Origin of the sequence: Peterkaempfera podocarpi (assembly GCF_042466665.1) — a bacterium.
Taxonomy (GTDB): domain Bacteria; phylum Actinomycetota; class Actinomycetes; order Streptomycetales; family Streptomycetaceae; genus Peterkaempfera; species Peterkaempfera podocarpi.
The window spans coordinates 203,992-229,455 of the sequence record NZ_CP162102.1; the positions used below are offsets into that span (position 1 = coordinate 203,992).

22 protein-coding genes and 1 pseudogene are annotated in these 25,464 nt (G+C 70.2%); 11 read left to right on the forward strand and 12 right to left on the reverse strand.

Annotated features, from left to right (window positions below; all coding sequences use genetic code 11):
• Positions 1–218: 218 nt before the first annotated feature.
• The gene (locus tag AB0761_RS00885; RefSeq protein ID WP_377273900.1) at positions 219–1,364 is read right to left on the reverse strand and encodes an RNA polymerase sigma factor; all 1,146 of its coding nucleotides are present in this window, start codon (positions 1,362–1,364) and stop codon (positions 219–221) included.
• 8 nt (positions 1,365–1,372) lie between these two features.
• Positions 1,373–1,780 (reverse strand): YciI family protein, encoded by a 408-nt coding sequence (locus AB0761_RS00890; RefSeq protein ID WP_377266887.1) that lies wholly within the window; start codon positions 1,778–1,780, stop codon positions 1,373–1,375.
• Positions 1,781–1,932: 152 nt separating this feature from the next.
• On the opposite strand from AB0761_RS00890, the pseudogene AB0761_RS00895 reads away from it, so the two are divergent.
• Positions 1,933–2,439, forward strand: a pseudogene (locus tag AB0761_RS00895) (ATP-binding cassette domain-containing protein); the annotation flags it as partial.
• A 188-nt stretch (positions 2,440–2,627) separates the two neighbouring features.
• Here AB0761_RS00895 and infA read toward each other — a convergent pair.
• The 4 genes from infA to AB0761_RS00915 all read right to left on the reverse strand — a co-directional run bounded on the left by infA (position 2,628) and on the right by AB0761_RS00915 (position 5,998).
• A complete protein-coding gene (gene infA / locus AB0761_RS00900) occupies positions 2,628–2,852 on the reverse strand; it encodes a translation initiation factor IF-1 (RefSeq protein WP_377266888.1) in 225 nt (74 codons plus the stop codon).
• A gap of 157 nt (positions 2,853–3,009) precedes the next feature.
• Complete coding sequence (locus AB0761_RS00905) at positions 3,010–3,807, reverse strand: GNAT family N-acetyltransferase (protein ID WP_377266889.1); 798 nt, start codon at positions 3,805–3,807, stop codon at positions 3,010–3,012.
• Positions 3,808–4,295: 488 nt separating this feature from the next.
• On the reverse strand, positions 4,296–4,916 hold the full coding sequence (locus AB0761_RS00910) for a hypothetical protein (protein WP_377266890.1): 621 nt from the start codon (positions 4,914–4,916) through the stop codon (positions 4,296–4,298).
• A 407-nt stretch (positions 4,917–5,323) separates the two neighbouring features.
• The gene (locus AB0761_RS00915) at positions 5,324–5,998 is read right to left on the reverse strand and encodes an alpha/beta fold hydrolase (RefSeq protein ID WP_377266891.1); all 675 of its coding nucleotides are present in this window, start codon (positions 5,996–5,998) and stop codon (positions 5,324–5,326) included.
• Positions 5,999–6,448: 450 nt separating this feature from the next.
• Here AB0761_RS00915 and AB0761_RS00920 point away from each other — a divergent pair, with 450 nt between their 5' ends.
• Positions 6,449–7,123, forward strand: coding sequence for a hypothetical protein (locus AB0761_RS00920; protein WP_377266892.1), 675 nt, complete (start codon positions 6,449–6,451; stop codon positions 7,121–7,123).
• A gap of 416 nt (positions 7,124–7,539) precedes the next feature.
• Positions 7,540–8,127 (forward strand): histidine phosphatase family protein, encoded by a 588-nt coding sequence (locus tag AB0761_RS00925; protein WP_377266893.1) that lies wholly within the window; start codon positions 7,540–7,542, stop codon positions 8,125–8,127.
• Positions 8,128–8,448: 321 nt separating this feature from the next.
• Here the strand turns inward: AB0761_RS00925 and AB0761_RS00930 are convergent, their stop codons facing one another.
• From AB0761_RS00930 to AB0761_RS00940, 3 genes are all read right to left on the reverse strand, one after another.
• Positions 8,449–9,207, reverse strand: coding sequence for a hypothetical protein (locus AB0761_RS00930; RefSeq protein ID WP_377266894.1), 759 nt, complete (start codon positions 9,205–9,207; stop codon positions 8,449–8,451).
• Between the two features lie 88 nt (positions 9,208–9,295).
• A complete protein-coding gene (locus tag AB0761_RS00935) occupies positions 9,296–9,841 on the reverse strand; it encodes an HAD domain-containing protein (protein ID WP_377266895.1) in 546 nt (181 codons plus the stop codon).
• 283 nt (positions 9,842–10,124) lie between these two features.
• Positions 10,125–10,685 (reverse strand): GNAT family N-acetyltransferase, encoded by a 561-nt coding sequence (locus tag AB0761_RS00940; RefSeq protein WP_377266896.1) that lies wholly within the window; start codon positions 10,683–10,685, stop codon positions 10,125–10,127.
• A gap of 275 nt (positions 10,686–10,960) precedes the next feature.
• Between AB0761_RS00940 and AB0761_RS00945 the strand changes: the two genes are divergently transcribed.
• Positions 10,961–11,809: an oxidoreductase gene (locus AB0761_RS00945; RefSeq protein ID WP_377273901.1), complete on the forward strand. Its 849-nt coding sequence runs from the start codon at positions 10,961–10,963 to the stop codon at positions 11,807–11,809.
• 101 nt (positions 11,810–11,910) lie between these two features.
• On the opposite strand, the gene AB0761_RS00950 is transcribed toward AB0761_RS00945, so the two are convergent.
• Positions 11,911–12,546 carry a hypothetical protein gene (locus tag AB0761_RS00950; RefSeq protein ID WP_377266897.1) on the reverse strand — a complete coding sequence of 212 codons (636 nt, stop codon included), beginning with the start codon at positions 12,544–12,546 and terminating at the stop codon, positions 11,911–11,913.
• Between the two features lie 129 nt (positions 12,547–12,675).
• Here AB0761_RS00950 and AB0761_RS00955 point away from each other — a divergent pair, with 129 nt between their 5' ends.
• The 7 genes from AB0761_RS00955 (at position 12,676) to AB0761_RS00985 (ending at position 23,002) form a co-directional block, all read left to right on the forward strand.
• Complete coding sequence (locus AB0761_RS00955; RefSeq protein ID WP_377266898.1) at positions 12,676–13,353, forward strand: response regulator transcription factor; 678 nt, start codon at positions 12,676–12,678, stop codon at positions 13,351–13,353.
• Between the two features lie 136 nt (positions 13,354–13,489).
• Positions 13,490–14,947 carry an ATP-binding protein gene (locus tag AB0761_RS00960; protein WP_377266899.1) on the forward strand — a complete coding sequence of 486 codons (1,458 nt, stop codon included), beginning with the start codon at positions 13,490–13,492 and terminating at the stop codon, positions 14,945–14,947.
• Positions 14,948–15,217: 270 nt separating this feature from the next.
• The gene (locus AB0761_RS00965; protein WP_377266900.1) at positions 15,218–16,639 is read left to right on the forward strand and encodes a discoidin domain-containing protein; all 1,422 of its coding nucleotides are present in this window, start codon (positions 15,218–15,220) and stop codon (positions 16,637–16,639) included.
• Between the two features lie 548 nt (positions 16,640–17,187).
• Positions 17,188–18,159, forward strand: coding sequence for a TIGR03560 family F420-dependent LLM class oxidoreductase (locus AB0761_RS00970; protein WP_377266901.1), 972 nt, complete (start codon positions 17,188–17,190; stop codon positions 18,157–18,159).
• Positions 18,160–18,294: 135 nt separating this feature from the next.
• Positions 18,295–19,701, forward strand: a complete 1,407-nt coding sequence (locus AB0761_RS00975) for an alpha/beta hydrolase family protein (protein WP_377266902.1) — start codon at positions 18,295–18,297, stop codon at positions 19,699–19,701.
• Between the two features lie 272 nt (positions 19,702–19,973).
• Positions 19,974–20,378: a nuclear transport factor 2 family protein gene (locus AB0761_RS00980; protein ID WP_377266903.1), complete on the forward strand. Its 405-nt coding sequence runs from the start codon at positions 19,974–19,976 to the stop codon at positions 20,376–20,378.
• An 824-nt stretch (positions 20,379–21,202) separates the two neighbouring features.
• Complete coding sequence (locus AB0761_RS00985; protein WP_377266904.1) at positions 21,203–23,002, forward strand: cellulase family glycosylhydrolase; 1,800 nt, start codon at positions 21,203–21,205, stop codon at positions 23,000–23,002.
• A 285-nt stretch (positions 23,003–23,287) separates the two neighbouring features.
• On the opposite strand, the gene gap is transcribed toward AB0761_RS00985, so the two are convergent.
• Together gap and AB0761_RS00995 are read right to left on the reverse strand one after the other, a co-directional pair.
• Entirely contained in the window at positions 23,288–24,286 is a 999-nt protein-coding gene (gene gap / locus AB0761_RS00990; protein WP_377266905.1) for a type I glyceraldehyde-3-phosphate dehydrogenase, read from the reverse strand.
• A 105-nt stretch (positions 24,287–24,391) separates the two neighbouring features.
• Positions 24,392–25,351, reverse strand: a complete 960-nt coding sequence (locus AB0761_RS00995) for a GlxA family transcriptional regulator (protein ID WP_377266906.1) — start codon at positions 25,349–25,351, stop codon at positions 24,392–24,394.
• Positions 25,352–25,464 lie beyond the last annotated feature (113 nt).

Here is a 25,464-nt window from a genome sequence, read left to right on the forward strand (position 1 = left end):
GGCAGCGGCACCTCGGCGGACGTGGACCGCCGCTGGCGGGCGTGCCGGGAACCGGCAGAACCGGCACGACACGGCCGGCGGTGAAGGGATCGGCCCGCCCGGCCCTCATCCCCTTGGGTCGAAGGCCGGGCGGGTACCCGCCCGGCTGCTCGCCGTCAGGCGACAGCTCCGACCGCGGGCCGCCCCGGGTACCGCGAAAGCTCCCGGGGCACGACCCGTCAGCGACTCCGGCGGGCGTTGATCCGGGCGGCCTGGCGTGTCAGATGGTCGCGCTCGGCGAGGTTGGGTGCCTTCAGCGCCGCCTCGGCGTACAGCCGTGCCGCCGTCTCCAGGTCACCGTCGCGCTCATGGAGGTACGCCGCCACCGCGGCGTGCCGGGGCAGGGAGTCGTCCAGTGCCGCGAGCGCCGCCAGTCCGGCGCGCGGTCCGTCGGCCTCGCCGACGGCCACCGCGCGGTTGAGCCGGACGACCGGGCTGTCGGTCAGGCGCGCGAGCTCGTCGTACCACTCGACAATCTGCACCCAGTCGGTCTCCCCGGCCGTGGGCGCGTCAGCGTGGAGTGCCGCAACGGCGGCCTGGGCCTGGAACTCACCCAGCCGGTCGCGGGCCAGGGCCGCCTGCAGGATCGCCACGCCCTCGGCGATCGACTCGGTGTCCCACCGGCGACGGTCCTGCTCGGCGAGCGGCACCAGGCTGCCGTCGGGCGCGGTCCGGCTGGCACGCCGGGCGTGGTGGAGCAGCATGAGGGCGAGCAGACCCGCCACCTCGGGGTGGTCGATCGCGGCCGCGAGCTGCCGGGTGAGCCGGATGGCCTCGGCTGCGAGGTCGATGTCGCCGGAGTACCCCTCGTTGAAGACCAGATAGAGGACGCGCAGCACGGTGGCGACGTCGCCCGGCTGGTCGAACCGCACGCCGGAGACGGTGCGCTTGGCACGGCTGATGCGCTGAGCCATGGTCGCCTCGGGTACCAGATAGGCCTGGGCGATCTGGCGGGTGGTGAGTCCGCCGACGGCGCGCAGCGTCAGTGCGACCGCGGACGACGGCGTCAGCGACGGGTGGGCGCAGAGGAAGTAGAGCTGGAGCGTGTCGTCCACGGCGGGTGCGGGCCCGGGCGCCGGCTCCTCGTCGACCCGGTCCTCACGCCGACGGCGGGCGGCGTCCGACCGGGTGGCGTCGAGGAACCGGCGCCAGGCGACAGTGATCAGCCAGCCCTTGGGGTCCCGTGGCGGGTCGGCCTGCCAGACGCGGACCGCCTCGAGCAGTGCGTCCTGCACGGCGTCCTCGGCCGCCGCGAAGTCGGCTCCGCGGCGGACGAGGACCCCGAGGACGCTCGGCGTGAGGCTCCGGAGCAGGGCCTCGTTCATCGGTGAGGTCACTCCGTGATGGTGGGCGGCGCGGCCATGAACCGGCGCACCTCCAGCCACTCGTGGATCGGCTTTCCGCCCGCGCCGGGGGCGGCCGACAGTTCACCGGCCAGCTCCAGGGCGCGCTCGTAGCTGTCGACGTCGATGATCATCCAGCCGGCGATGAGGTCCTTGGTCTCGGCGAAGGGGCCGTCGGTGACCGGCGGGCGTCCCTCGCCGTCGTACCGGACCCACGTCCCCTCGGGGGCGAGCCCCTGGCCGTCGACGAACTCACCGGTGCCTTCGAGCCGGGCCGCGAAGTCGTGCATGTACTGGACGTGCGCCGAGATCTCCTCCGGCGTCCACTTGTCCATCGGCACGTCATTGACCGCTGCCGGGGCGCCCCGGTAGTGCTTGAGCAGCAGGTACTTGGCCATGGTGTGTCTCCTCGGTACTGGTGCGCCCCATTGTGGTCGCGTTCACTGCAGGGACGGAGCCCGTCGCCGGTTCTCGACATCGCCGTGCGGAAATTTTTTGGCTCTGCTGGACGGGCCCGGGTGAGATGAGCCGTCTCATCGTGTCCGGGCTCTCGACCGGCCTCGTGCCGCAGATCTTCGCCCAGTGGCCCCTGCGTGTCCGCGAGAACATCACCCTCGGCCAGCCCCGCAGCAACAGCGATGGGCCGGTGTGGGAGGCCGTCGACGCCGTAGGCATGCGCGAGGCCGTCGAGGACCTCCCCGGCGGCCTGGACGCCCTCCTCGCACGCGACGTCTTCGGCGGGGCGGAACTGTCCGGCGGCCAGTGGCAGCGTGTCGCCTGCTCCAGGGCCCTGTACCGCCGGGCTGGGCTGCTGATCCTCGACGAGCCCACCTCCCAGATGGACCCCGGCGGTGAACATCAGATCTTCGAACGGATCAAGGACATCGCGGGCGACCGCATCACCGTCGTGGTCACCCACCGCATGGAGAACACGAGAATCGCGGACCACATCGTCGTGATGGAACACGGCCGGATCACCGAACAGGGCACCTACGACGACCTCGTCCACGGCGGCGGAACCTTCGCCCGACTTGTGGATCTCTCCCACGACCGCTGACCGACCCGACCCGTCCCCCGTCCACCCCGGCTGTTCCGCCCGGCCGGCCCCGCACCGAAGCGCCCAACCGCTCCGCAACGAGATGCCGCGCGGCGTCTGTACGGCGAAGCACATCCGCCCGCCTGACGACTCCTCCCGGCGTCAGGCGGGCGCATACGATGCGGGACCAGTCCGGCCGGCTGCTTCCGTTACGACCGGTAGCGGTAGCGAATCCGGCCGCGGGTGAGGTCGTAGGGGCTGAGTTCTACGAGCACCCGGTCGTACGGAAGGATCTTGATGTAGTTCTTCCGGATCTTCCCGCTGATATGGGCGAGCACTGTATGCCCGTTCTGGAGCTCCACCTTGAAGGTGGCGTTGCGCAGGCACTCGATGACAGTGCCTTCGACTTCTATGCCCCCTGCTGTTTTCGTCATGGTCTCTCACTTCTCCGTTCGATGACGGTGTGGTCGGTGGCAAAGCGAACGCGGTAGGTGGCCGGGCACGGTGCCAACCGTCGGTGGCCGCACCTGGCCGAGCCGTGGACGGCGACGAGCCGGTGCTCGGTCGCTCACCGACGGGCAGGACGGCGCATCAGCGCCGGACAAGCTCCAGGGTGCTGCCGGCGCGCCGGGCGCCGATCCCCTGAAACAGAGCGGTGGCCGCCGCGTTGGACTCGTCCACTTCGGCCCATGCCGCAGCGGTCCCGGAGCGGTGCAGCGAACCCAGCGTATGGGCCAGCAGCGCCCGGGCGACCCCGCGCCGGTGCCGGTCGGCACGCACGCCGATCAGCCCGATCCGTGGCTGCCGGGGCAGCGGCACCACCCGGATGAGTCCTACGTACTGGTCCGACTCCCGCGCCACCGCATACTTCGTCGGATCGACCACGGTGATCCCCGCCGGGCGGGGCAGCACTTCGGCCGGCATCGTCCGCCATCCGACGGTGGCCTCGACCTCGTCGCGGATGACGCGGTCCAGGGTGCGCAGCGGACCCTCCTCCGCCTCACCGGCAGGCACGATCGAAACGCCCGTCGGCGGCTGCACCGAGCCGAGCCCGGTGATCTCTGGGTCGGTGGGTACGAGAACGCCCCACTCCCGGCGTGCGGCGGTGAAGCCGACCCGTTCCCAGGCAGACGTCGAGTCGTAGTCGGCCTCGTCGACCACGGTGTACAGCGGTGTCGGCAGGTCCGCCAGCATCGCGTCGGCGATCCGGTCGAAGAGCTCGCCGTGCCAGGCGTCGATGCTGATGAAGAGCCGCCCGTCGGGCCGGTGCGCCGCGTCGCCGCAGCCGACGACCTGGTCGTCCTCCACGGCCTGCCACTGCAGGTCCGAGACCCGCGTCACCACGACCGCGTGGTTGCCCGCGCCGGAGATGGAATGCACAGAGTTCATAGGTTCTGCCTCTCAGGAGTGCCTGTTCTGAGGCGCTCCCGGCGACACCTACGTCAATCGCCCACCGTGACGACAGGGGGGAGCACCCACACCAGTACTGCCTTCATGGGTCTCACCTCCTCATGTTCTCTCACGGCTGCCCAGACGGTATCAGCCCGGGCCCGGCGGCCCAACCTATTTGGAGCCGACCGATGTTGAGCGTGGCGTCGTTGCCGCAGAGCGAGCAGCCGAACTGATCAGCCGCGAGGGCGCGACCCGGCCGTGCTGGGGCTGTGCGGGCACACAGGTTCTGGCCGTCCTGGTCCCGGCCTGCGCGGCAATCCTGCTGCACGTCGGACGCACGGTGCCGACACACCTCGTCAGCACGACCGGCAAACCGTCACCACCGCCCAGAAAGTCGCGAGTTCTCGCGGATCTCCTCGGTCCAGACCGACTGAGGATCCTCGGCCGCGACTGCTTGCTGCTGTGCCGGGCACCGAGGAGGAGCGCTACGGGCAGATGACCCTGCCGCTGTCCACGTCGAGAAGGACGCGGTCGACGTGTCCGTACTTCGGGGTGACGGTCCACCGCTGGTAGTCGTGGCCGTTCTCTTCCACCACGGGGTTGTCGAGGTGGAGTGCGCGCACGACGGAGCTCTTGCAGTGCTGCTCGATCCAGGACTTGGGGGCGATGTCGTGGCTGGCGTCGGTAATGCTCACGTGGCTGGGGTCGCCAACACTGGTGCGCAAGAGCTTGGGCATGCCCAGCCCAATGCCGATGACAGCCAGGACGACCAGCGCGAAGCGGAAGAGTCGTGAGTACCAGGTGGTCGCCGCGTCGAAGATTGTCGGCCCTCGTTTGAAGAACGGCCGGACGCTGCCAGGGACGGTTTCCTCGAGTCGGGGCCGGAGCCGCAGGCGCCACAGAGGGATCACCGCCAGACCGAGTGGCAGGAGAACGACGCTCGCGCAGGCTACCGCTGCCCAGCGCCTGCGGCTGAGCCGCGCGGCCGGCCAGGCGTGCGGAGCGACCGAGACCATGTCGGCCAGCGTCAAGATATTCGCCACCAGGAGTGCAGGACCGACCAGCACGAGAGCGAGGATGGCGAGGACGAACAGGTTGTCGCTCAAGGAAGTCCCGTCGATCGAAGTGTCGCCGGATCTTGCCCCGGCGACGACTGGTTCCTCAAGGCCTTTGGGGAACCGAATTGATCACAAAGCCCCTCGCTGTCATCCGCTTGGTGGAACTACGGTCAAGGCTTGGCGCCGGAGCTAAGACCCAGGAGCCATTGAGGACCTCCCGGCCGGTTTTCAGGTGTTGACACCTTGGTGGAGCGATGGTCCTCACCTCGGCGGGGGTGGGCGCGAGGGCGGCCAGGACCTCGACGACCCCGGAGACGCAACGGAGGGCGATGGCCGGAGCCCGACGTCGAATCCTGCGGAGAGCGGGCCGAAGGTACGGCCGCAGCGGGTGGCCCGGCCCGGACGGGTGTATGACAGCACCGCGGCGCCGTCGGGCGGCGCCGGTCCATCGCTCGTCATGGCAGACACTCGATCAGCCGGTCGACGAGCTCGATCGGGCGCGACAGCGCGACCAGGTGACCCCCGGGCATCTCGTCGGCGGTGATCCCGAGGCGGTTGCGGGCGACTCTGCGCTGGAACTCCACGGGGAAGAGCCGGTCGTCTGCTGCGGCCAGCACGCGTGTGGTCACGTCCGGCCACTGGTCGATGTCGCAGGGCTGGCTGAAGGCGATGTCGGCCTCGGGCCGCTCGTGCGCCTCGCCGGCAGCAGCGACCTCGGCCGGCACGTCGTGCAGGAAGTAGGTGGCCGGGTCGAACTCCGCGCTGTATCCGCCTGCTTCTGCCGCTGCGACGCGGGCTGCCGGCGATCCGGTGTTGCCCCACCACTGTCCGGGGGTCTCGCCCGGCACTGGGATCATCGCGTTGACCAGCACCAGCAGGTCCACCGGCACCCGAGCGCAGGCCATCGCGGCGGTGAAACCGCCCATCGACTGGGCCACCAACACCACGTCATCGTGATCCCCGATCGCAGCCACCACCGCGTCGGTGTACTCGGGCAGCCCGGCCGACTCGTCGGCGCCCGGCAGTTCGACAGCGACCGCCCCGTGTCCCCTGGCCTGCAACTCGGGCACCACACGGTGCCAGTACCAGGCCGCACCACCGGCTCCGGGAACCAAGACAAACGCGCTCATTCCTTGTCCTCCACTTCGCTCCTGGAACGTGCAGACCACCCGGAACGGCGAAAGTCATCGGTAGCAACGGTTTCGGCACCGCTCAGCGCCCGGCCTCGGGCCGCCCCGGCTCGACCAAGCTCTCGCCATCGCCCGAGCGACTTGCGGCCGCACGGGCAACGGCATCAGCGCCGGCGGGCGCGGTGCTGGAGTTCACCAGCAGTGATCGACCATTGCGGACATGACAAGGGTGTCCTACGGTTACGCGCGTCAACCGGCTCCTCGTCGAGCGGAGTCGGACGGACACCCGCCGCCGGGTCCGGACCCGTACGGGAACCACGGCATGGCGGCCGGGTGCACGGCTCCGCCCACGGTGGCACCGGCCGCCACACCCGGATCCAGAACGGCTGGTCCTGCCGCCGCCCGAGCAACGACATCCCCTCCGCACGCCCCCTGCCCCGAGGAGTAGCCATGCCCCGCCGCCCCTCCCTCCTGCGCGCCCTGCGACGGTTCGCCCCGCTCGCGGCGGGCCTCGCGCTCACCGGCCTGGCCGCCGCACCCGCGGTTGCCGGGAACGTCTGGCAGATCCAGACCGCCAACTCCCCCACCACCGGTGAGCCCATCACTGGGGGCGGGAGCTGGATCGTCAACAAGCAGAGCGGCTACTACCTCGGACGCTCCCTGCCCGGCTGGGAGTTCGACAACGAGCAGACCACCCCGGCGAACTGGCACTACGGCCGCGCGGTCACCCGGCTCAACATGTGCGGCTGGGCCATGCCCGGCTCCATGGGCACTCTTGCCCGCAGTGTCAGCGACTCCTGCTCCGACACCACCAAGGACATGTTGTCGCACCGGCTGAACATCGGGCGTGACTTCAACGCTCCTGCCCACGCCACCGGCGACGGCACTGCCTCGCCTGCCAACACCGGCTGCACCCTCTACTACAACTACTTCTACGGCACCGACTTCACTTCCAACGGCGGCCACTGGGCGGACGCCGCCGGCGCACCGTCCGGCACGGTGATGTACCGCTTCGCCACCCGTGACGGCCAGGCTGCCGTGGTCCGCGACCCGGCGCTCGGCTGGGGCTTCCTCCCGATCAGCTGTGTCACCAGGCCCGGGGCCCTCTACAACGACAACGACTGATCCACGACGGCCCGCCTCCGACACTCGCCCGGGCCCGGGCTCCGGCCCGGGTCCGGGCGAGCTGCGCGGCGCCGGAGGCGGCCAGGTCGGGGACGCCGCACGGTGGGATTCCGTGGCTACCGGGACTGTGCACGCCGGCCCGGCCGACGCTGCCGGCATGGCCGGAGCGTCGCCGGGCAGCACCCGGTACAGGACCGACGATGACGCCTCGCCATCTGCGAACGTGCTGGTCGGAGGGGCTGGCGTGATGGCTCTCCGGGCTGCTCGTGCTGGTCACGGGCGGGAGTCTGCGGTCCTGATCGTCTGACGGGGCATGTCGGGGCGGTTTCGCCAACTCTTGCGCGTCGCGGCTTGTGTGCCGCCTGCCACCCGGTTGTGAAGCCATCTCATTTGCTGAGCCGGTAGCGTGCGCGGCTATGGGTGAGCTGATAGTGATCAGGCACGGCCAGACCGAGTGGAGCCTGTCCGGCCAACACGCCGGCCGGACCGACGTTCCGCTGACTGACGTGGGCGAGGCTGCGGCCAGGGCTCTTGCCCCGAGGCTGGCCCGCCGCCGTCTGGTTGCCGTGTTCAGCAGCCCGCTGACCCGCGCTATGCGGACGGCCGAGCTGGCCGGCCTGACCGGCGCCAAGCCCGATCCCGACCTGTTGGAGTGGGACTACGGCGGCTACGAGGGCCTGACCGCCGAGGAGATTCGCGAGTCGAGGCCGGGCTGGGACCTGTGGCGGGACGGCGTCATTCCCGGCGATGCCGAACATCCTGGCGAGCTGCTCCAGCAGGTCGCCGCGCGCATTGACGCGGCGCTGGACCGTATACGTCCCCTGCTGAGCGACGGCGACGTCGCCGTCGTCGCGCACGGCCATCTGGCCCGCGTGCTCACCGTGCGCTGGCTGGGCCTCGACGCGTCCGCGAGCCGACTGCTCGGCCACCCGCATCCCGGCACTCTCAGCATTCTGGCTGCGGAGGACGGGCAGCCGTTCATCTCCGCCTGGAACGTCCCGTAGCGGACGCCCGCTGCGTCACGGCTGACGCGAGAGGCGCCGGAACCAGGTGAGGGCCACAGCGAAGCCGGCGAAGGCAAGGCGGGGGTCCCCCGCTCGTTCTTCGAACGTGCTGGCCGGAGGGGCCACCGGGGCTGCTTGTGCTGGTCACGGTCGGCAGTCTGCAGTCTTGATCGTCTGTCAGTGTCAGACCTGTAGGTTGGTCAGGGCTGGCAGGCTGTAAGGGAGTTGGGTGACGCGGCCGGGGGCAGGTGCGGAGCCTCGTGAGGATCCACCGGGCCTTGAGGTGCGCGAAGCCGTGTTCGACGGGTTCTCCCAGTCCCGTCAGGTCCGCGGGTCCACGTCGAATGTGCCGGATTCGGCCGGGCCCGAGGATGCCTTGCTGTCCGGTTCGATGGACACCGCCAGGTACTGGAACACTCCCCCGGCCCCGTCCTGCTGGGAGTAGGGCCGCCAGTTGAGGGGGTAGGTGCCGCGCAGGACCCGGGTGTTGCGAGGGTAATCCTCCCCACCCCACAGCAGCGTGCCGGCCAGCGTGCCGCCCTGGTGCAGCCGGAACTCGTGGTCACGGGACCGCTGGCCCGACGGCTTGGGTCCACGCCACAGGGCCGGTTCGTTCGTGACCATCAATGCCAGACCGTTCTGGTCCGGCCGTTCGCAGAACCGCTCCAGCCGGGCGATGTCGAAGACGAAGTCCCGCCGGGCCTCGTCTGTGGCGCCGTGCGACTTCAGCACGTACTGCTCGCCCAGAGGGCCGGCGCCCACTGAGCCGCTCCAGGCGTGCTTGATGTACTTGAACTCCACCGCCGTCCGCCCCCGCGAACCGATGCAGAGCAGGTCCAGGTGCTCGATACCGTCCGAGGTGGTCTGCCGCACCTCCAGGCGGCACCTCACCTCGCAGTCCAGCTCCCACAGCACGCGTGCGAACCCATGCTGCAGATCTGCCTCCGAATGAAGGACCGGTCGCTCCCGGGCCAGCACGGCCATCACCTGGGACAGCGGCACCTGGCCGGCTATCAGGTCCACAGGGGCACCCGGCACCGGAACACCCGTCGATGCCTCGGGCAGGTCTTCAGCAGACATGTCGGCCCCCTCCGCTAGGTGGTAGCGGTCCAGCATGCCCCAACTCCGAAGCCCTGCGGCACCTGAGAGGGAAATCGACGTCCCTGCGTTACTCGGCCCCGGAGAACCTGAGGCGGGCCGTGCGCAGCCAGGCCTCGACAGCGGCGAAGTCAGCGGCGGTCAGACCAGTGGCAGCATCCACCCGGTGCAGCAGGGCCGGCTCCGGATGGTGCGTGGCCACCCAGGCCCGGTCTGCGTCGGTGATCTCGTCGTCCAGCCAGACAAAGGGACGACCGGCCGCCCAGTCGAGCAGGCTCCGAGTCTTCCAGTGCAGCCCGTGGTGCTCGACCTCGTCCGGTGGCTCGGGCGACAGCGCCACGGGCAGCTGTGGCAGGCCGATGCGCGGGCCCACGCACTCGTTCGCCTCGTCCATCCAGGTCGTGGCCCACACCAGCTCGCATCCCTGTGCGATCAGCCGGGGCCCGAGAGCAGGATCTAGCCTGTCCAGCAGTGGATTCGCATCGACACCACACCATCCGGGCTGTGCAGGGTACGTCGGATAGCCGCCCGGCAGTTGACGCGATGTCGCACCGAACGGGATCAACGGCCCGTCCACATCCAGGAAGAGCAGTGGGCGCCGCGCAGAACTGTTCATCGCGGCACCCCAGCGGTCAACACTCGATTGACCCCAGAACAGGATGTGGGGCGAGGCCGGTCCGGGTGTGATGTCCGGGTTGCGGAGCGAGGCTGCTGGCAGGGTGGGGCCGCCGAGCCGTCGCCGCTACCACTGTCGGCCCAGTCGCTGATCGCCGCGTAAGGGGTGTCGTTGACGGCAGCCAGCAGTCCGTGGCGGGCCCTGGGTTCAACCTGGTACGACACCTGCCGTCCGCCCACCGGATCCGGTGGGTGTGGTTGCAGAACGGTCGTTCGCGCCGTGGCTACTGCTCCCACTGCTCCTTGGTGATCTCGTACCGTACGCCTCCGTGCTCGGAGCCCTCGATCATCTCCATGTCGGAGGGAGTGGGGATGGCGTCCACGAGCGTCATGTCGAGCTTCTTCATGATGTTGCGCGAACCATGGTTCACGGACATCGTCTCGGCCCAGACCATGCGCACATCGAGCTCCGTGAACGCCTTGCCCAGCAAGGCCCGCGAGCCTTCGGTGGCATAACCCCTGCCCCAGGCCGCCTGCCGCAGCCGGTAGCCTAGCTCGACTTCGTCCAGCGGGCCCTCCGGCTCGGGACGCAGGATGAACCAGCCGATGAATGCGCCGCTGTCCTTCTCGTGCGCGGCGAACAGTCCGAGGTCGCCGCCCCACTTCTCGTAGCCCGCGAGGATGTTCGGCAGGTGCCGCTCGCGGACAATCTCCGGCGCGGTGGGATTGCCGCCGGTCAGGTAGCGCATCACCGCCGGGTCGCTGTCCAGCTCGATCAGCAGGTCAGCGTCGTCGGCAGTGAAGCGGCGCAGGGCCAGGCGCTCGGTCTCCAGATAGGTGTCCACGAGTCGATCATGCCTGAAGCAGGTCGGACGGCCCAACGGATTTCCTCGGCAACTCAAGGGCGTCGCCATGAGGTCGCAGGATATGGAGACGGGCGCGGCCTGGTGCCGGGAACGATCCTTCGGGGGCCATGGAAACAGGCTCCGTCGTGCCCGTCGTGCGGCCGCCTCCGAGCGCCACCGGCTGAAGAAGCTCGCGGGGGCAGGCAGTCTGCGGGTGCTCCGGCACATCCCGCCGGGACATTAGGGTGTTGATCGTGACGAGACAACGGTGGACACTGGGCGGCGACTTGAGCGTCGCGAGGATCGGGTACGGCACGATGAAGCTGACCGGTTGGCCGAGGGGCGACCGGCCGAGCAGGGAAGCAGCGCTGGCCGTTCTGCGCCGGGCCGTGGATCTCGGGGTGAACCACATCGACACCTCGCACTACTACTCGCGTGACGGGGTGGCGGCCAACGAACTGATCCGGGAGGCGCTGCATCCGTACCCGGACGATCTGGTGATCGTGACCAAGGTGGGCGCGCTGGTCGAGGGCTCTGATCTCGCCCTGCCCCCGAGCGAGAAGACCGGTCTCACACGCGACAACCTGCGCCGTGGCGTCGAGGCGAACCTGCGCTCGCTCGGCGTGGACCGCCTGGATGTGGTCAATCTCCGGATGGGCGACCTCGACCGGACCGAGACACCCCTGACCGCGCCCCTGGAAACCCTGCTCGCGCTGCGCGAGGAGGGGCTGATTCGGCATTTGGGCATCTCCAACGTCACGGCTGCGGAATTCGCCGAGGCCAGGAAGATCGCGCCGATCGCCTGTGTCCAGAACCTCTACAACCTGTCCCGGCGCGATGACGACCCACTCATCGACGCCTGCATGGAGGCTGGTATCGCCTACGTCCCCTTCTTCCCGGTCGGTGGTTTCCAGCCGATCGCAGCCGAGCGCCTGGACACCGTCGCCGCCCGCCGCGGCGCGACCGTGCCGCAGGTGGCGCTGGCCTGGTTGCTCGCAAGATCGCCGAACGTGCTGCTCATCCCCGGCACCGGCTCACTGGACCATCTGGAAGAGAACATCGCCGCCGGCGCGCTGACGTTGAGCAAGGAGGACATCGCGGAACTCGACGAGTCCCCCAACTGAGCAGCGGGCGGCGAATGAGCGGCCGCTCCGCCGCGGGGCCGGCTCGGCGGTGGTTCCGGCCCGTCCCCGGGCCGGAACCACCCGGTCGGCGGCGTCGCCGCTCAGCCGCCGATGGCCGTGTTGCTCGTGATCGCACCGGTGGCCCCGTCCACCGTCACCAGGTGACGTACCCCGTCGGGGCCCAGCACCGTGGCCTGCCAGGCGCTGCCGCCACCCTGTTCGGGGACCGCCTGCAGCGACTCGACCCTGCCGCCGGCCACGGCACCCTCCGCCTTCTTCAGGCCCTGGTCGGCCGGGAGTTCCGGCAGAGGCGCCGGGGCGACCTGCGCGCCAGGAGCTCCGGGGCCGGGCGCCTGCTCCAGGGGAGGCAGCGGCACCGTTGCGTCCTGCCCGCCCTTGACCACGACGGCCTCGCGCCCGCCCTGGGCGTCCGGGACAACGCGCCGCACGCCCGGAACACCGCGCAGGCCGAGGGCGGGCCCAACGGCGTGGACGCTGAAGCCCCTGTCCTGGTGGTGCACCACGGCCGCGGTCGCCACAACGGTCGCACCGACCACCACAACGGCCGCCGGCCCGGCCACGACCCACCGTGACCGAGGACCGCTCACCCAGCGGCGGACCACCGAGCGCTTGGGCCCCGGCTTCACGGCCTCCTCCTGCACGGCCTTCTCCTGCACGGGCTTCTCCTGCACGTCCGGCTCGTCATCGGGCGGGCCCGGCACCACGGGTTCGGTCATCTCGGCTCCTTGTCTGAGGGGGACCTGCTTCGTTGGAATGCCGAGGATGCACCAGACGCCCTGAAGGCAAGCTGAAGAACCTGAAGTCCCCTTCAGCTGTCGCCGAGCTCGACCTGTCATCCTGGACCCGTGCGCGTACTGGTGGTCGAGGACGAACGGCGGCTGGCCGCCGCACTGCAACGGGGACTGGAGCTGGAGGGCTTCGTCGTCGACGTCGCCCACGACGGCCTCGCCGGCCTGCACCAGGCGGGCCGGAACCCCTACGACGTCATCGTCCTCGACATCATGCTGCCCGGCCTCAACGGCTACCGGGTCTGTTCCATGCTGCGGGCGGCGGGCAACGACGCGGGCATCCTCATGCTCACGGCCAAGGACGGCGAGTGGGACGAGGCGGAGGCGCTGGACACCGGGGCCGACGACTTCCTGTCCAAGCCGTTCTCCTACGTCGTCCTGGTCGCACGGCTGCGCGCGCTCGCACGTCGCCTCGGCAGCCGGCCCCCACGGGTGGTGCGCCTGGGAGACCTGGTCATCGACGTCGGCGCCCGCACCTGCACGCGCGCCGGGGATCCCGTCCGGCTCACCGCGCGGGAGTTCGCCGTTCTCGAGCACCTTGCCCTGCACGCAGGTCAGGTGGTCTCCAAACGCGACATCCTCGACCACATCTGGGACCTGAACTACGACGGCGACCCGAACGTCGTCGAGGTCCATGTCAGCGCTCTGCGCCGGAAGATCGACGCCCCCTTCGGCCGGACCGCGGTGCAGACGGTGCGAGGCGCCGGCTACCGGCTGGCGGTGGACGGTGGCTGAGCGGACGACCCGCGGGAGGTTCCGCAAGGCCAGGGCCGGACGAGTGGGCGACCGCCTGAACGGTCATCGGCAGGATACGGATCGCAGGCCCAGCACTGCCGAGCCCAGCGAAGACAGCGACAACGACAGCAACGGGATGACTATCCGTTCCGACCCCGGGGAGCCCGCGGCGGATCCAGTGCCCAGTCGGAGCCCGCTGCTCCGACTGGCCTGGCACCGGGCCCGGACCGTCCGCGCCCGGCTGGTCCCTGGATCGGTACGCGCCCGGGCGACCTTCGCCGCCTGCTCGGTGGTGGCCGTCGCCCTCACCGGAGCCTCGCTGGCCCTGCTCGGCCTGCTGCACACGGACCTGCGCGCCACCGCCGAGCAGGGTGCCCGGGAACAGGCCGAGGCGGTGGCCAGGCTCGCAGCCGACGGGCAGCTGACCCGGCTGCTGCCGCTCACCCACGGCACCGACTTCGTCCAGGTCGTCGACGCCAGCGGACGAGTCCTTGCGACCAGTCAGAACATCGCGGGCCGCCCGGCCCTTGCGCCCCGTGCCGCGCCTGGTCCCGGCCCTGCCGCCTGGGATCTGCGCCCTCTGGGTGTCGAACTCCACCAGCAGGTCACGACCGTTGTCGCCACCGCCCCTGACGGCCAGGTCGTCGTGCACGCCGGTGTCTCGCTGCGCGCAGCCGACGCCGCCGAGTCCACGACCGCCTTCACCCTTGTCCTCGGCTGTCCGCTGCTCCTGCTCACCGTCGCCTTCGTCACCTGGCGCGTCACCGGCCGCGCGCTGCGCCCCGTGGAGGCCATCCGCGCCCAGGTGGCCGCCATCGGCGAGCAGGCGCTGCACCACCGGGTGCCCATCCCGCGCGGCAACGACGAGATCGTGCGGCTCGCAACGACCATGAACGCCATGCTCGACCGGCTCGACGTCGCCGGGCGGCGACAGCGCCAGTTCATCGCCGACGCCTCCCACGAACTGCGCAGCCCGATCGCGGTCCTGCGCACCCAGCTCGAAGTCGCCCTCGCCCACCCCGACCCGGAGGTCCGTACCGACCTGCTCGAAGGCGCCCTCGAGGACACCGACCGGCTGCAGAGCCTCGCCGCGGACCTGCTGCTGCTCGCCCGGCTGGACGCCGGCGCCGTCGAACGTCCGACCCGTCCGGTGGACCTCGCAGAGATCGTCCGAGGCACCGTGCTCAGTCTCGGGAACGAGCCGCACAGGGTGACCCTGGATCTGCAGGAGGAGGTCCTCGTGCTCGGCAACCGGCAGTGGCTTGTACGGCTGGCGACCAACCTGGTGGTCAACGCCCAGCGCCATGCGCGGCACACGATCACTGTCCGCGTGTATGCCGACGCGGACCCGCGTACCAGCGTGCTGGAGGTCCACAACGACGGCCCCGCGATCCGACCCTCCGACCGGCACCGCATCTTCGAGCGTTTCACCCGGCTTGACGACGCACGCAGCCGCGACCACGGCGGAACCGGCCTTGGGCTGCCGATCGCCCTGGACATCGCCCAGCACCACGGTGGAACGGTCGCGGTCGTCGACTCACCCCGGGGCGCCACCTTCCAGGCGCGCTTCCCCGCAGGCGGCCACGCCGTCTGACGTCGGGTCCCGTCGTCGATGCCCCGCCCTGGCCCGGCAAGCGGCCGCCTCCCTCGACGGTCGTTGCATGGCCTGAATGCGGGACCTGCAGCCATGGTGACGATGCATCACATATTTGCCCTGGCGCATACGTCTTGACGATGTCGAGTCAAGCGCTGATACCTTCCGTGAGAGCGCTCTCTCAGGCTCGGTGGCCCGGCACTCACGCACTCTGCGCCGGGTCACGCGCCGCCCTGTTCACCTGCCGGTCCCACCCCCCAAGGAGAACTCATGTCACAGCGGCACCCCCATGCCGACCCGGGGAGCCCCCCGGGCCGCAGAGCGCGCGGGCTCCTCGCCCGAGTGCGCGTCTCCACCGCGGCCCTCGCCGCGGGCGTCCTCAGCGTGGCCGGCCTCGCGCTCGCGGCCGCACCGCAGGCCGTCGGCGCCGTGCCCGCAGCGGGCACAGCGGCGGTCAGCCCCGCGGCGATCCCCGCTGCACCCGCGGGCTTCAGCCTCACCTGGAGCGACGACTTCAGCGGCGCCGCCAACACCGGTGTGGACACCGGCAACTGGAAGTACGACACCGGCCCGGGCAGCAGCTTCGGCACCGGTGAGATCGAGACGATGACCAACAGCACGTCCAACGTGTTCCAGGACGGTGCCGGGCACCTGGTCCTCAAGGCGCTGCACTCGGGCACCAACCCGACCTCCGGCTGGACCTCGGGCCGCATCGAGACCCAGGCCGCGACCTTCGGTGCCCCCGCGGGCGGCGTCGTGATGATGCAGTCCTCCATCCAGCAGCCCAACCTCACCACCTCCAACGGGGCGGGCTACTGGCCGGCGTTCTGGATGCTCGGCTCGACGCTGCGCACCGGGACACCGTGGCCGACCTCCGGCGAGGTGGACATCCTGGAGGACATCAACAGCCGCAGCTCGGTCTTCGGGACGTTGCACTGCGGGACCGGCTCGGGCGGCCCCTGCAACGAGACCACGGGCATCGGCAGCGGCGAGCACGCCTGCTCCGGCTGCCAGACCGGCTACCACACCTACGCGGTGCAGATCGACCGCTCGGTCTCCCCGGAGCAGATCCGCTGGTACCTCGACGGCACCAACTACTTCACCGTGAAGTCCAACCAGGTCGACGCGACCACCTGGTCGAACGCCGTCGACCATCCGTTCTTCATCATCTACGACCTGGCCATGGGCGGCGGCTTCCCCAACGCCTTCGGCGGCGGCCCCAACTCCGCCACGGTCTCCGGCGGCCAGATGAACATCGACTATGTCGCCGTCTACAACAAGCCCCCGGGCGGGGGCGGCGGCGGCGCCACTCTGCTGTCGCAGGGTCACCCCGCCACCGCCTCCTCGGTGGAGAACGCCAGCTTCCCCGCCACCGCCGCGGTCGACGGCAGCACCACCAGCCGCTGGTCGAGCGCCTTCAGCGATCCGCAGTGGCTCCAGGTCGACCTGGGGGCGACCCACACCATCTCCCAGGTCAATCTGAACTGGGAGGCCGCCTACGCCAAGGCCTTCCAGATCCAGACGTCCACCGACGGCACCAACTGGACGACGATCTACTCCACCACCTCCGGTACCGGAGGGGTCCAGAACCTCTCCGTCTCCGGTTCCGGCCGCTATGTGCGCATGTACGGCACCCAGCGCGCCACCCAGTACGGCTACTCCCTGTACGAGTTCCAGGTCCTGGGAAGCTGACCGGTCCGCCGGGGGAGGGCGGGGCGGCGGCCCTGCCCTCCCCCTCGGGCACCGGGTGCCGCTGCCCGCGGAGGGCGGCGGGACGCCGCCGTGCAATCCGCGGACGCAGTCACCCCGCGTGAGACGTGACGCATGATCAACGCTCCCAGCCCCAGCTCGCAGCCCCACCTGCCCGCGCCACCTGCCCGCGCCGCCCAGGACCCCTCGGCCCCCTCGGCCCCGAGCCGGCCCTCGACAGCATCCTCGCCGCACTCCCGCACGGGCCGGCGCCCGCCCCCACCGGGGACCTAACACACACCGCCCCGCCACAAGAACCGCCCGCGGACGATGCCGGACGGATGCCACGGCACGCCATCCCTCGCTCAAGCCGAGGCGGCCGCGCATGCCCGGGCAGTGTCCGAGGACGCCGGGCGAGCCTCCGTCCCTCCCCCGCTGCTGGTCAGCCCGGTCGGCGACACACCTCAAGGCAGCAGCACACCACGCCGCGGCCCCGGACATCGGGTGCTGTAATTGCAGCAATCTCGTGCAATTCGTGGGAACGGTGGAATGTGACGGAAATCCAGTGGGGTGCGGTGGTCCCCCAGGGTTGGCGACTCGATCTGGCCCACCTGCCGGATCCGGTGGCACAGTTCGAGGCCATGGTCGGCGTGGCACGTGAAGCCGAGGCCCTGAACTTCGACTCGGTGTGGTTGTACGACCACCTCCAACCGGTCCACGGCGAGTCGGAGACCACCTTCGAATGCTGGACGAGTCTGTCGGCCATGGCGCGGGAGACCACGCGGGTCCGCCTCGGACAGCTGGTCACCTGCAACAGCTACCGCAACCCGGCACTGCTGGCGAAGATGGCCGCCACTCTGGACGCGGCCAGCGGCGGACGCGCTTTTCTGGGGCTCGGCGCCGGCTGGGACCAGCGCGAGTACGAGGCGTACGGATACCCGCTCCCGTACCCGGCCACAGGCGAGCGGCTGCGCCGGCTCGGTGAGGCCGCACAGGTGGTGAGCGCGATGCTGAGTGCACCCCGCAGCACCGTGACGGGCAGTTACTACCAGGTCCGCGATGCGCTCAACGTCCCCACCGGCGTCCAGCAGCCACGCATCCCGCTGCTCATCGGCGGCAGTGGGGAGAAGGTCACCCTGCGACTGGTGGCGCAGCACGCGGACGCCTGCAACCTGACCGACCACACCGACCCCGGGTTCTACCGGCACAAGCTGGAGGTGCTTGCCGGGCACTGCGACGCGGTGGGCCGGAACTACGACTCCATCCTGCGGACCGCGTCGCTGTCCGTGTTCGCGGCACCCAACGAGTCCGACCTCAACCGTCTGCTGGAACCCCACCTGCGTGGACGCGACCGCGCGGAGCTGGCAGCCGGCAGTGCGGTCGGCACTCCCGGGCAGCTGGTCGACATCTTCAACGGGCTGGTCGAGGCCGGCATCCAGTACTTCATCCTCTACTTCCATGAACCCACGCAGCTCGAACCGATGCAGCTGTTCGCCCGCGAGGTGATCCCGCACATCGGTTGAGTCGCCCCTCGCCGCGCACACGGGGCGCGGAGCTTCGGGCCGCGTAGGCTCCGGCCTCGGAGCCTCGGGCCCTTCGGGGGAATGCCGGGCGCGGCACAGAGGAGCACAGGGGCACGGCTCGTACAGTCCGTGGATATGACCCATGCATTCCCGGACCGGGTGTCCGGCCCGACCCGGCGTGCCGCCCTGGCCGGACTCGTCGGCGGGGCCGGAGCCGCGATGGTTGCCGGGTGTGCGCGCCGGCATGCGTCCGAGGAGGTGCTCACGCCGGATGCCACCGCGTCACCGTTGCCGGTCGGCGGTGCCACGCCCGGAGTGATGACCCTCTTCCCGGACCCGGGGTTCAACTTCAACGGGCTTCTCGCGCTCGGGGCGTCCGGCTACGGGGCCGCCGAGGTGGGCGAGGTGCTCACCGCCGTGAACGCGATCAACAAGGCCGGGCTGTCCGCACAGACCTACACCCGGACCTTCCAGCAGCTCGGCGACCAACTGCTGAAGGCCCCCCAGGGCGGCAGGCCCGGGCGCGAGACCACGCGGCTGCGCGCACTGCGGGCCGCGCAGTACTACGGCCAGGCGCTGTTCTTCGTCCTGGGTTCCGACGAGCCGGGCGATGAGGAGCAGCTCTACCGGGCCGGGCGCGGCGCCTGGGACACCTTCTGCAAGCTCTGCGATCCGGCTCCGGTGACGGCGGGCATCCCGTACGGGAAGACTCCGCTGCCGGTGTGGTTCTTCCGGCCGGACCGCTCGGGAGCCCGGCGCCCCACGGTGATCCTCACCAATGGCAGCGACGGGCAGGACGTCGACATGTGGACGTACGGCGTCCAGGCCGCGCTGGAACGCGACTGGAACGCCTTGGTGTACGACGGACCCGGCCAGGGACAGCTGCTCTTCGTGGACCGGGTGGTCTTCACACCACGTTGGGAGAGGGTGGTCACGCCGCTCGTGGACTGGCTGGTCGCCCGCGCCGATGTCGATGCCGACCGGATCGCCCTGACCGGTCTGAGCATGGGCGGCACACTGGCGCCCCGGGCCGCGGCGTTCGAGCACCGGATCGCCGCCCTGGTGGCGATGCCCGGGTGCCTCGCGCCGTGGCTGGGCTTCCCGGCGGAGATCCGGGAGATCCTGACCCCGGACAAGGAGAAGACCAACGCCTTGTGGAACAAGGAGGTTGTTCCCGCGCTGTCCCCGCTCGAGGCCGCGACGATGAAGAAGCGCATGGAACCCTTCTCCGTCCAAGCGATGGTGGATGCCCGCGAGGGCAGGATGTTCACCGACTTCCACACCCCGGCCGAGCGCGTCAAGGCTCTGGACATCACCGACGTGGTCGGCCGCATCAAGGCACCGACCCTGGTGCTCGACTACGAGTTCGAGCAGTTCTACCCGGGCCAGCCACGCCAGATGCTGGACAGGATCACGGCCCCCAAGGAGTACGTGAAACTCACCGCGGCCACCGGTGCGCAGCTGCACTGCTCCCCCATGGCGCCGCAGCAGCACTGCGCGGTTGTTTTCGACTGGCTTCAGGAGACGCTGTCGGCCCATTGAGGTCGGGGCGGAAGTCACCAGGCCGCGTGGGCGGAATTCCCCGAGATGGCACTTCCAGGTTCAGCTCTTGCCTGACCTTGGCCTCTCATGGCGGAACTCATGAAACACGGGTTGCCCGCCTCGGGCCCGGCGGCACAGCCGAGGTCGCTGCGTTGCGCGGTTCACGGTCTCACCGCTGCTCATGACGTTCAACGGCCCAGCCTCCTGGCCGGAAGCCTGGAAGCGTTCGCAGGCCCCGGACCGCTCCGGCCGCCTGCAGAAGGGACAATGCGATGGATCCTGATATCCGGATCAGGGCCGCACTCGAGGAGCACTGGCTGGCATCGGAACGTGGGGACACCGAAGCCGAGCACGCCATCTACGCTGCGGACGCGATCCTCGACTACCCCCAGTCAGGTGAACGATTCCGCGGCCGCGCGACGATTTCGGCGCAACGCGGCGGTCACCCTGCCGACCGGCACTTCGCCGTCCACCGGATCGTCGGCGGCGGAGACCTGTGGGTGAGCGAGTGTGTCATCACCTACGACGGGGTGCCCACGTACTCGGTGAGCATCATGGAATTCGCCCAGGGGCATGTGGTGCACGAGACGCAGTACTTCGCGAATGCCTTCGGTGCCCCCGAATGGCGGACGGCACTCGCAGAACCGATGCCGGGCAGGACCATCGCCAGGGCCTGACCCGGAATCAGCAGCAGCCTGGCCCCGAAGCAGGCCGATGACCCAGCCGTTCCGAGGGTCAGCGCCGGGTTCTGCCGCTCTCCCGGTGGTGAGGGTGCTTCACCGAACGAGGCGCTGGAAGGCCCTCCGGTGGGGCGGCCGGCCACTCGCTGCGGCGGCCTGACCGACCCGGCACACGACTCACAGCACGAGCACCCTTGCCCTACACCTGAGGTGTACCGTCCCAGCGCCATGTGGGTGGACGAGGGTGCCCAGGCAGTTCGGCGCGTCCGCGGACGGGCGGCGGTTACTCCTGACCGATCGGGACATGGCAGGACTGCACAGGCCGGAGGGAGCCACACCTCCGGGCGGATTGCCCAGTCCACTGTCCGGACCTGCACAGATGCAACCCCATGCGCGGGCCGGCGGCCGGTGCCGCAGCCCCGCATCGGGACTGGCCGACGGCGCCGGACCCGTCACCCGTCGCCGCCGAGCGACTGCGCCCTTCGCCGCGATGCACCAGCCCGCATCTCTCCGAGGTCCACTCGGGGGCCAGGGCGGAGCACAAGAGGCGACCCTCCGGGAACCAGTGGCTCGGAGAGTGTCACCACCTTCAAGAGATGAACGCAGTTCGATCTATTGACGGCGCGTCGGCTTCTTGGCTTGATGGTTGGCGGCGTCGAACCGGCAGTCGACAGTCCACAGTTTTTATTCGGGCCATCCCGTTGGGGTGCGCCTCGACAAGGGATGGGAGCGCTCCCACTCCACCTACTGCGGACGAGCTGCCGGACCCCACCCGCTCGGCGCCGCCGGAGATCGAGCTCTCAGCAGAGGAGCGCACAACGATGATCCGCCTTCGTGGCCGCACCAGACGATGGGCCGCCCTGCTCGCCACCCTCATGGCGCTGCTCACCGCACCGCTCATGGCCACAGGTTCCGCCCACGCCGCCACCACCCCCGGCTCGGGCTACTGGCACACCAGCGGCCGCCAGATCCTGGACGCAGGCAACCAGCCCGTGCGCATCGCGGGCATCAACTGGTTCGGCTTCGAGACGTCGAACGATGTCGTACACGGTCTGTGGTCACGCGACTACAAGAGCATGATCGACCAGATGAAGTCGCTGGGCTACAACACCATCCGACTGCCCTACAGCGACGACATCTTCAAGGGCACGATGCCCAACAGCATCAACTTCTACAACATGAACGCCGACCTGCAGGGGCTGAACTCGCTGCAGGTGATGGACAAGATCGTCAACTATGCGGGGTCCATCGGCCTGAAGGTCATCCTCGACCGCCACCGTCCCGACGCCAGCGGGCAGTCCGCGCTCTGGTACACCAGTTCCGTGCCGGAGTCCACGTGGCTCAGCAACCTGACCGCAATCGCCACCCGGTACGTGGGCAACTCCGCAGTGGTCGGCATCGACCTGCACAACGAGCCGCACGACCCGGCCTGCTGGGGCTGCGGCGACACCTCCACCGACTGGCGGCTGGCCGCCCAGCGCGGCGGCAACGCGGTTCTGGCCGCCAACCCCAACCTGCTGATCTTCGTCGAGGGTGTGCAGACCTTCAACGGCAGCTCGACCTGGTGGGGCGGCAACCTCCAGGGCGCCGCACAGTACCCGGTGCAGCTCAGCGTGGCCAACCGCCTCGTCTACTCCGCCCACGAGTACGGCACCAGCGTGGCCTCGCAGCCGTGGTTCACCGACCCGTCCTTCCCCAGCAACATGTCGGCCATCTGGGACAAGAACTGGGGCTACCTGTTCAACCAGAACATCGCCCCCGTGTGGGTCGGCGAGTTCGGCACCACCCTGCAGTCCGCCACCGACCAGACATGGCTGAAGACGCTGGTCCAGTACCTGCGGCCCACCGCGCAGTACGGTGCCGACAGCTTCCAGTGGACGTTCTGGTCGTGGAACCCCGACTCGGGTGACACCGGCGGCATCCTCAATGACGACTGGAGCACGGTCAACACCGTCAAGGACGGCTACCTGGCCGGCATCAAGGCACCCGGCTTCGGCGGCGGTGGCGGGAGCACCGGTGGAACCGGGGGTACCGGAGACACCCAGGCCCCGACCGCGCCGAGCGGGCTCACTGCCACCGGCACCACCTCCAGCAGCGTGTCGCTGTCGTGGACCGCTGCCACCGACAACGTCGGGGTGACCTCCTACGACGTCTACCGCGGCAGCACCCTGGTCGGCTCCAGCGCGACCACCAACTACACCGACACCGGACTGACCGCGTCCACCACCTACAGCTACACCGTCAGGGCCAGGGACGCCGCCGGCAACAGCTCGGCGGCCTCGACGGCGGCCACCGCGCAGACGGCCGCTGCAAGTGGCGGCGGCAGCGGCTGCACCGCCGGCTGGCACATCGACACCCAGTGGAACAGCGGTTTCAACGTCACCGTCACCGTCACCAACCCCGGCACCGCGCCCACCTCGACCTGGACCGTCGGCTGGACCTGGCCCGGCGGGCAGACGGTGGCCAACGCCTGGAACACCACGCTGCAGCAGAGCGCAGCCGTGGTCACCGCCAAGAACGCCGCGCAGAACGGCAACCTGGCGGCCAAGGGCTCGACCACCTTCGGCTTCCAGGCCAACGGCACGGCCGCGACCCCGACGCTGACCTGCACCGCATCATGATCCGCCCGTAAGGAAGGCAGGGATTCACCACGGAGGGGCGGCCGGGACCGGCCGCCCCTCCGCACGTGCACGCCGCACCCGGTCGACGACCTCGGTAGCCCATGCTGCATGTCCCCGCCGGGGCACCATTGTTGACGATGTCACAGCTGCTCCGCCGCACTATCTGACGAGCAGTCATGTCGACTGCGACCTCGACGGCAAGGGCCGCCCGCACGGCCCGGACTCGCCGGGGCCGGGACTGCGCCGGACAGCGCGGCCCCGGGGCGGGGCCGCAACGGCGTCCGGTCAGCGGGTGGCGAGGAGGCCGAGCGTGTCGACGACGCGGTTCGAAAAGCCCCACTCGTTGTCGTACCAGGCGACCACCTTGATGTGGCGTCCTTCGACCCGGGTGAGCGCCGAGTCGAAGATCGACGAGGCCGGGTTGCCCGTGATGTCCGAGGACACCAGCGGGTCGTCGGAGTACTCGAGGATGCCGGCGAGCGGCCCCTGCGCCGCGTCGCGGTAGGCCGCCAGCACCTCGTCACGCGTCACATCGCGGGCGACCGTCGTGTTGAGCTCGACGATCGAGCCCACCGGGACCGGCACTCGGATCGAGTCGCCCGACAGCTTGCCGTCGAGGTTCGGCAGCACGAGGCCGATCGCCTTGGCCGCCCCCGTCGTGGTCGGCACGATATTGACAGCGGCGGCGCGGGCGCGGCGGGCGTCGCGGTGCGGACCGTCCTGAAGGTTCTGCTCCTGGGTGTAGGCGTGCACCGTCGTCATGAAGCCGTGTTCGATGCCCGCGAGCGTGTCGAGAACCGCGGCCAGTGGCGCGAGCGCGTTGGTCGTGCACGAGGCGTTGGAGACGACGGTGTGCACGGCCGGGTCGTATGCGTCGGTGTTGACCCCGAACGCAAGCGTGACATCGGCGCCGTCCGACGGTGCGCTGACGAGCACCTTCTTCGCGCCCGCGTCGAGGTGGGCGCAGGCGGCCTTGGCCGAGGTGAAACGGCCGGTCGCCTCGAGCACGATGTCGACGCCGAGCTCGGCCCACGGCAGCTGTGCGGGTTCGCGCTCCGCGAGCACCGTGATGCGGCGGCCGTCGACCACAAGGGTGTTCCCGTCGACACTCACCGGGCGGCCCAGCCGGCCGGCCGTGGTGTCATAGGCGAGCAGCCGCGCCAAGGTGGTGGGCTCGGTGAGGTCGTTGACGGCGACGACCTCGAGGTCGGTGTCGCGTTCGAGCAGTGCGCGCAGCACATTGCGTCCGATGCGGCCGAATCCGTTGATGGCGATACGAGTCATGAATGGTGTCCCTTCCGTTCGCCACAAGGTTCGCGTGCGGCGTCCGGCCGGGACAGCGGCATGATTGCCATGGTCCGCAAGGATCGCGCCAAGCGCGCCGGCGGGCTACTCGCCCCGGGCGAAGGTGCGCCGGTACTCACTCGGCGTGGTGCCAAGGATGTGCTGGAAGTGCAGCCGCAGGTTCGCGCCGGTGCCGAGGCCGACATCGGCGGCGATCTGCTCGACGCTCCGCTGCGAGCGTTCCAGCAGCTCCCGGGCGACGTCGATGCGGGCCCGCATGACCCACTGCATCGGCGTGTACCCGGTGTCCTCGGCGAAGCGCCGCGAGAACGTACGCGGGGACACCGCCGCATGCCGGGCGAGCGCCTCAAGGGTGAGGGGCTCGCCGAGTCGGTGCAGCGCCCACTCGCGGGTGGCAGCGAACCGTTCGCCGAGCGGCTCGGGCACGCTGCGCGGCACGTACTGTGCCTGACCGCCGCTGCGGTAGGGGGCGGCGACCAGGCGCCGGGCGGCGTGGTTCGATGCGGCCACCCCGAGGTCGCCGCGGAGAATGTGCAGGCACAGGTCGATGCCCGAGGCAGCGCCGGCCGACGTCAGTACGCTGCCTTCGTCGACGAAGAGGACGTTCTCGTCGACCCGGACGAGCGGGTGCTTCAGCGCGAGTGCCCGGGTGTAGTGCCAGTGCGTCGTGGCCCGCTTGCCGTCCAGCAGTCCTGTGGCGGCGAGTGCGAAGGCGCCCGTGGAGATGGCGGCGAGCCGCCCGCCCCGGTCGTGGGCGGCGATCAGCGCGTCGACGACGGCCTGCGGCGGGTCCTCACGGTCCGGGAACCGGTAGCCGGGGATGAAGACGATGTCGGCCCACGCAAGGGCGTCGAGGCCGTGGGCGACGGCGTAGGAGAGGCCGTCGCCGCCGGTCACCAGCCCGGGTGCGGCGCCGCACACCCGTACTTCGTACGGCATGCTCGCGCGGGTCGTGAACACCTGTGCCGGAATACCGACGTCGAGCGGCTTGGCGCCCTCGAGCACGAGGACGGCGACGCGATGGCGGCGGGAGGCGGCTGACACGGGGAAAGGGTACGTGGGGGCGCGGCGCGGCCGCGTCGGCTGCTTCTGCACCGGCCGGGCCGCTCGGGCGCGACCTTCTGGCCGGACAGGCGGATCGAGGTCTGTTCGGCTGC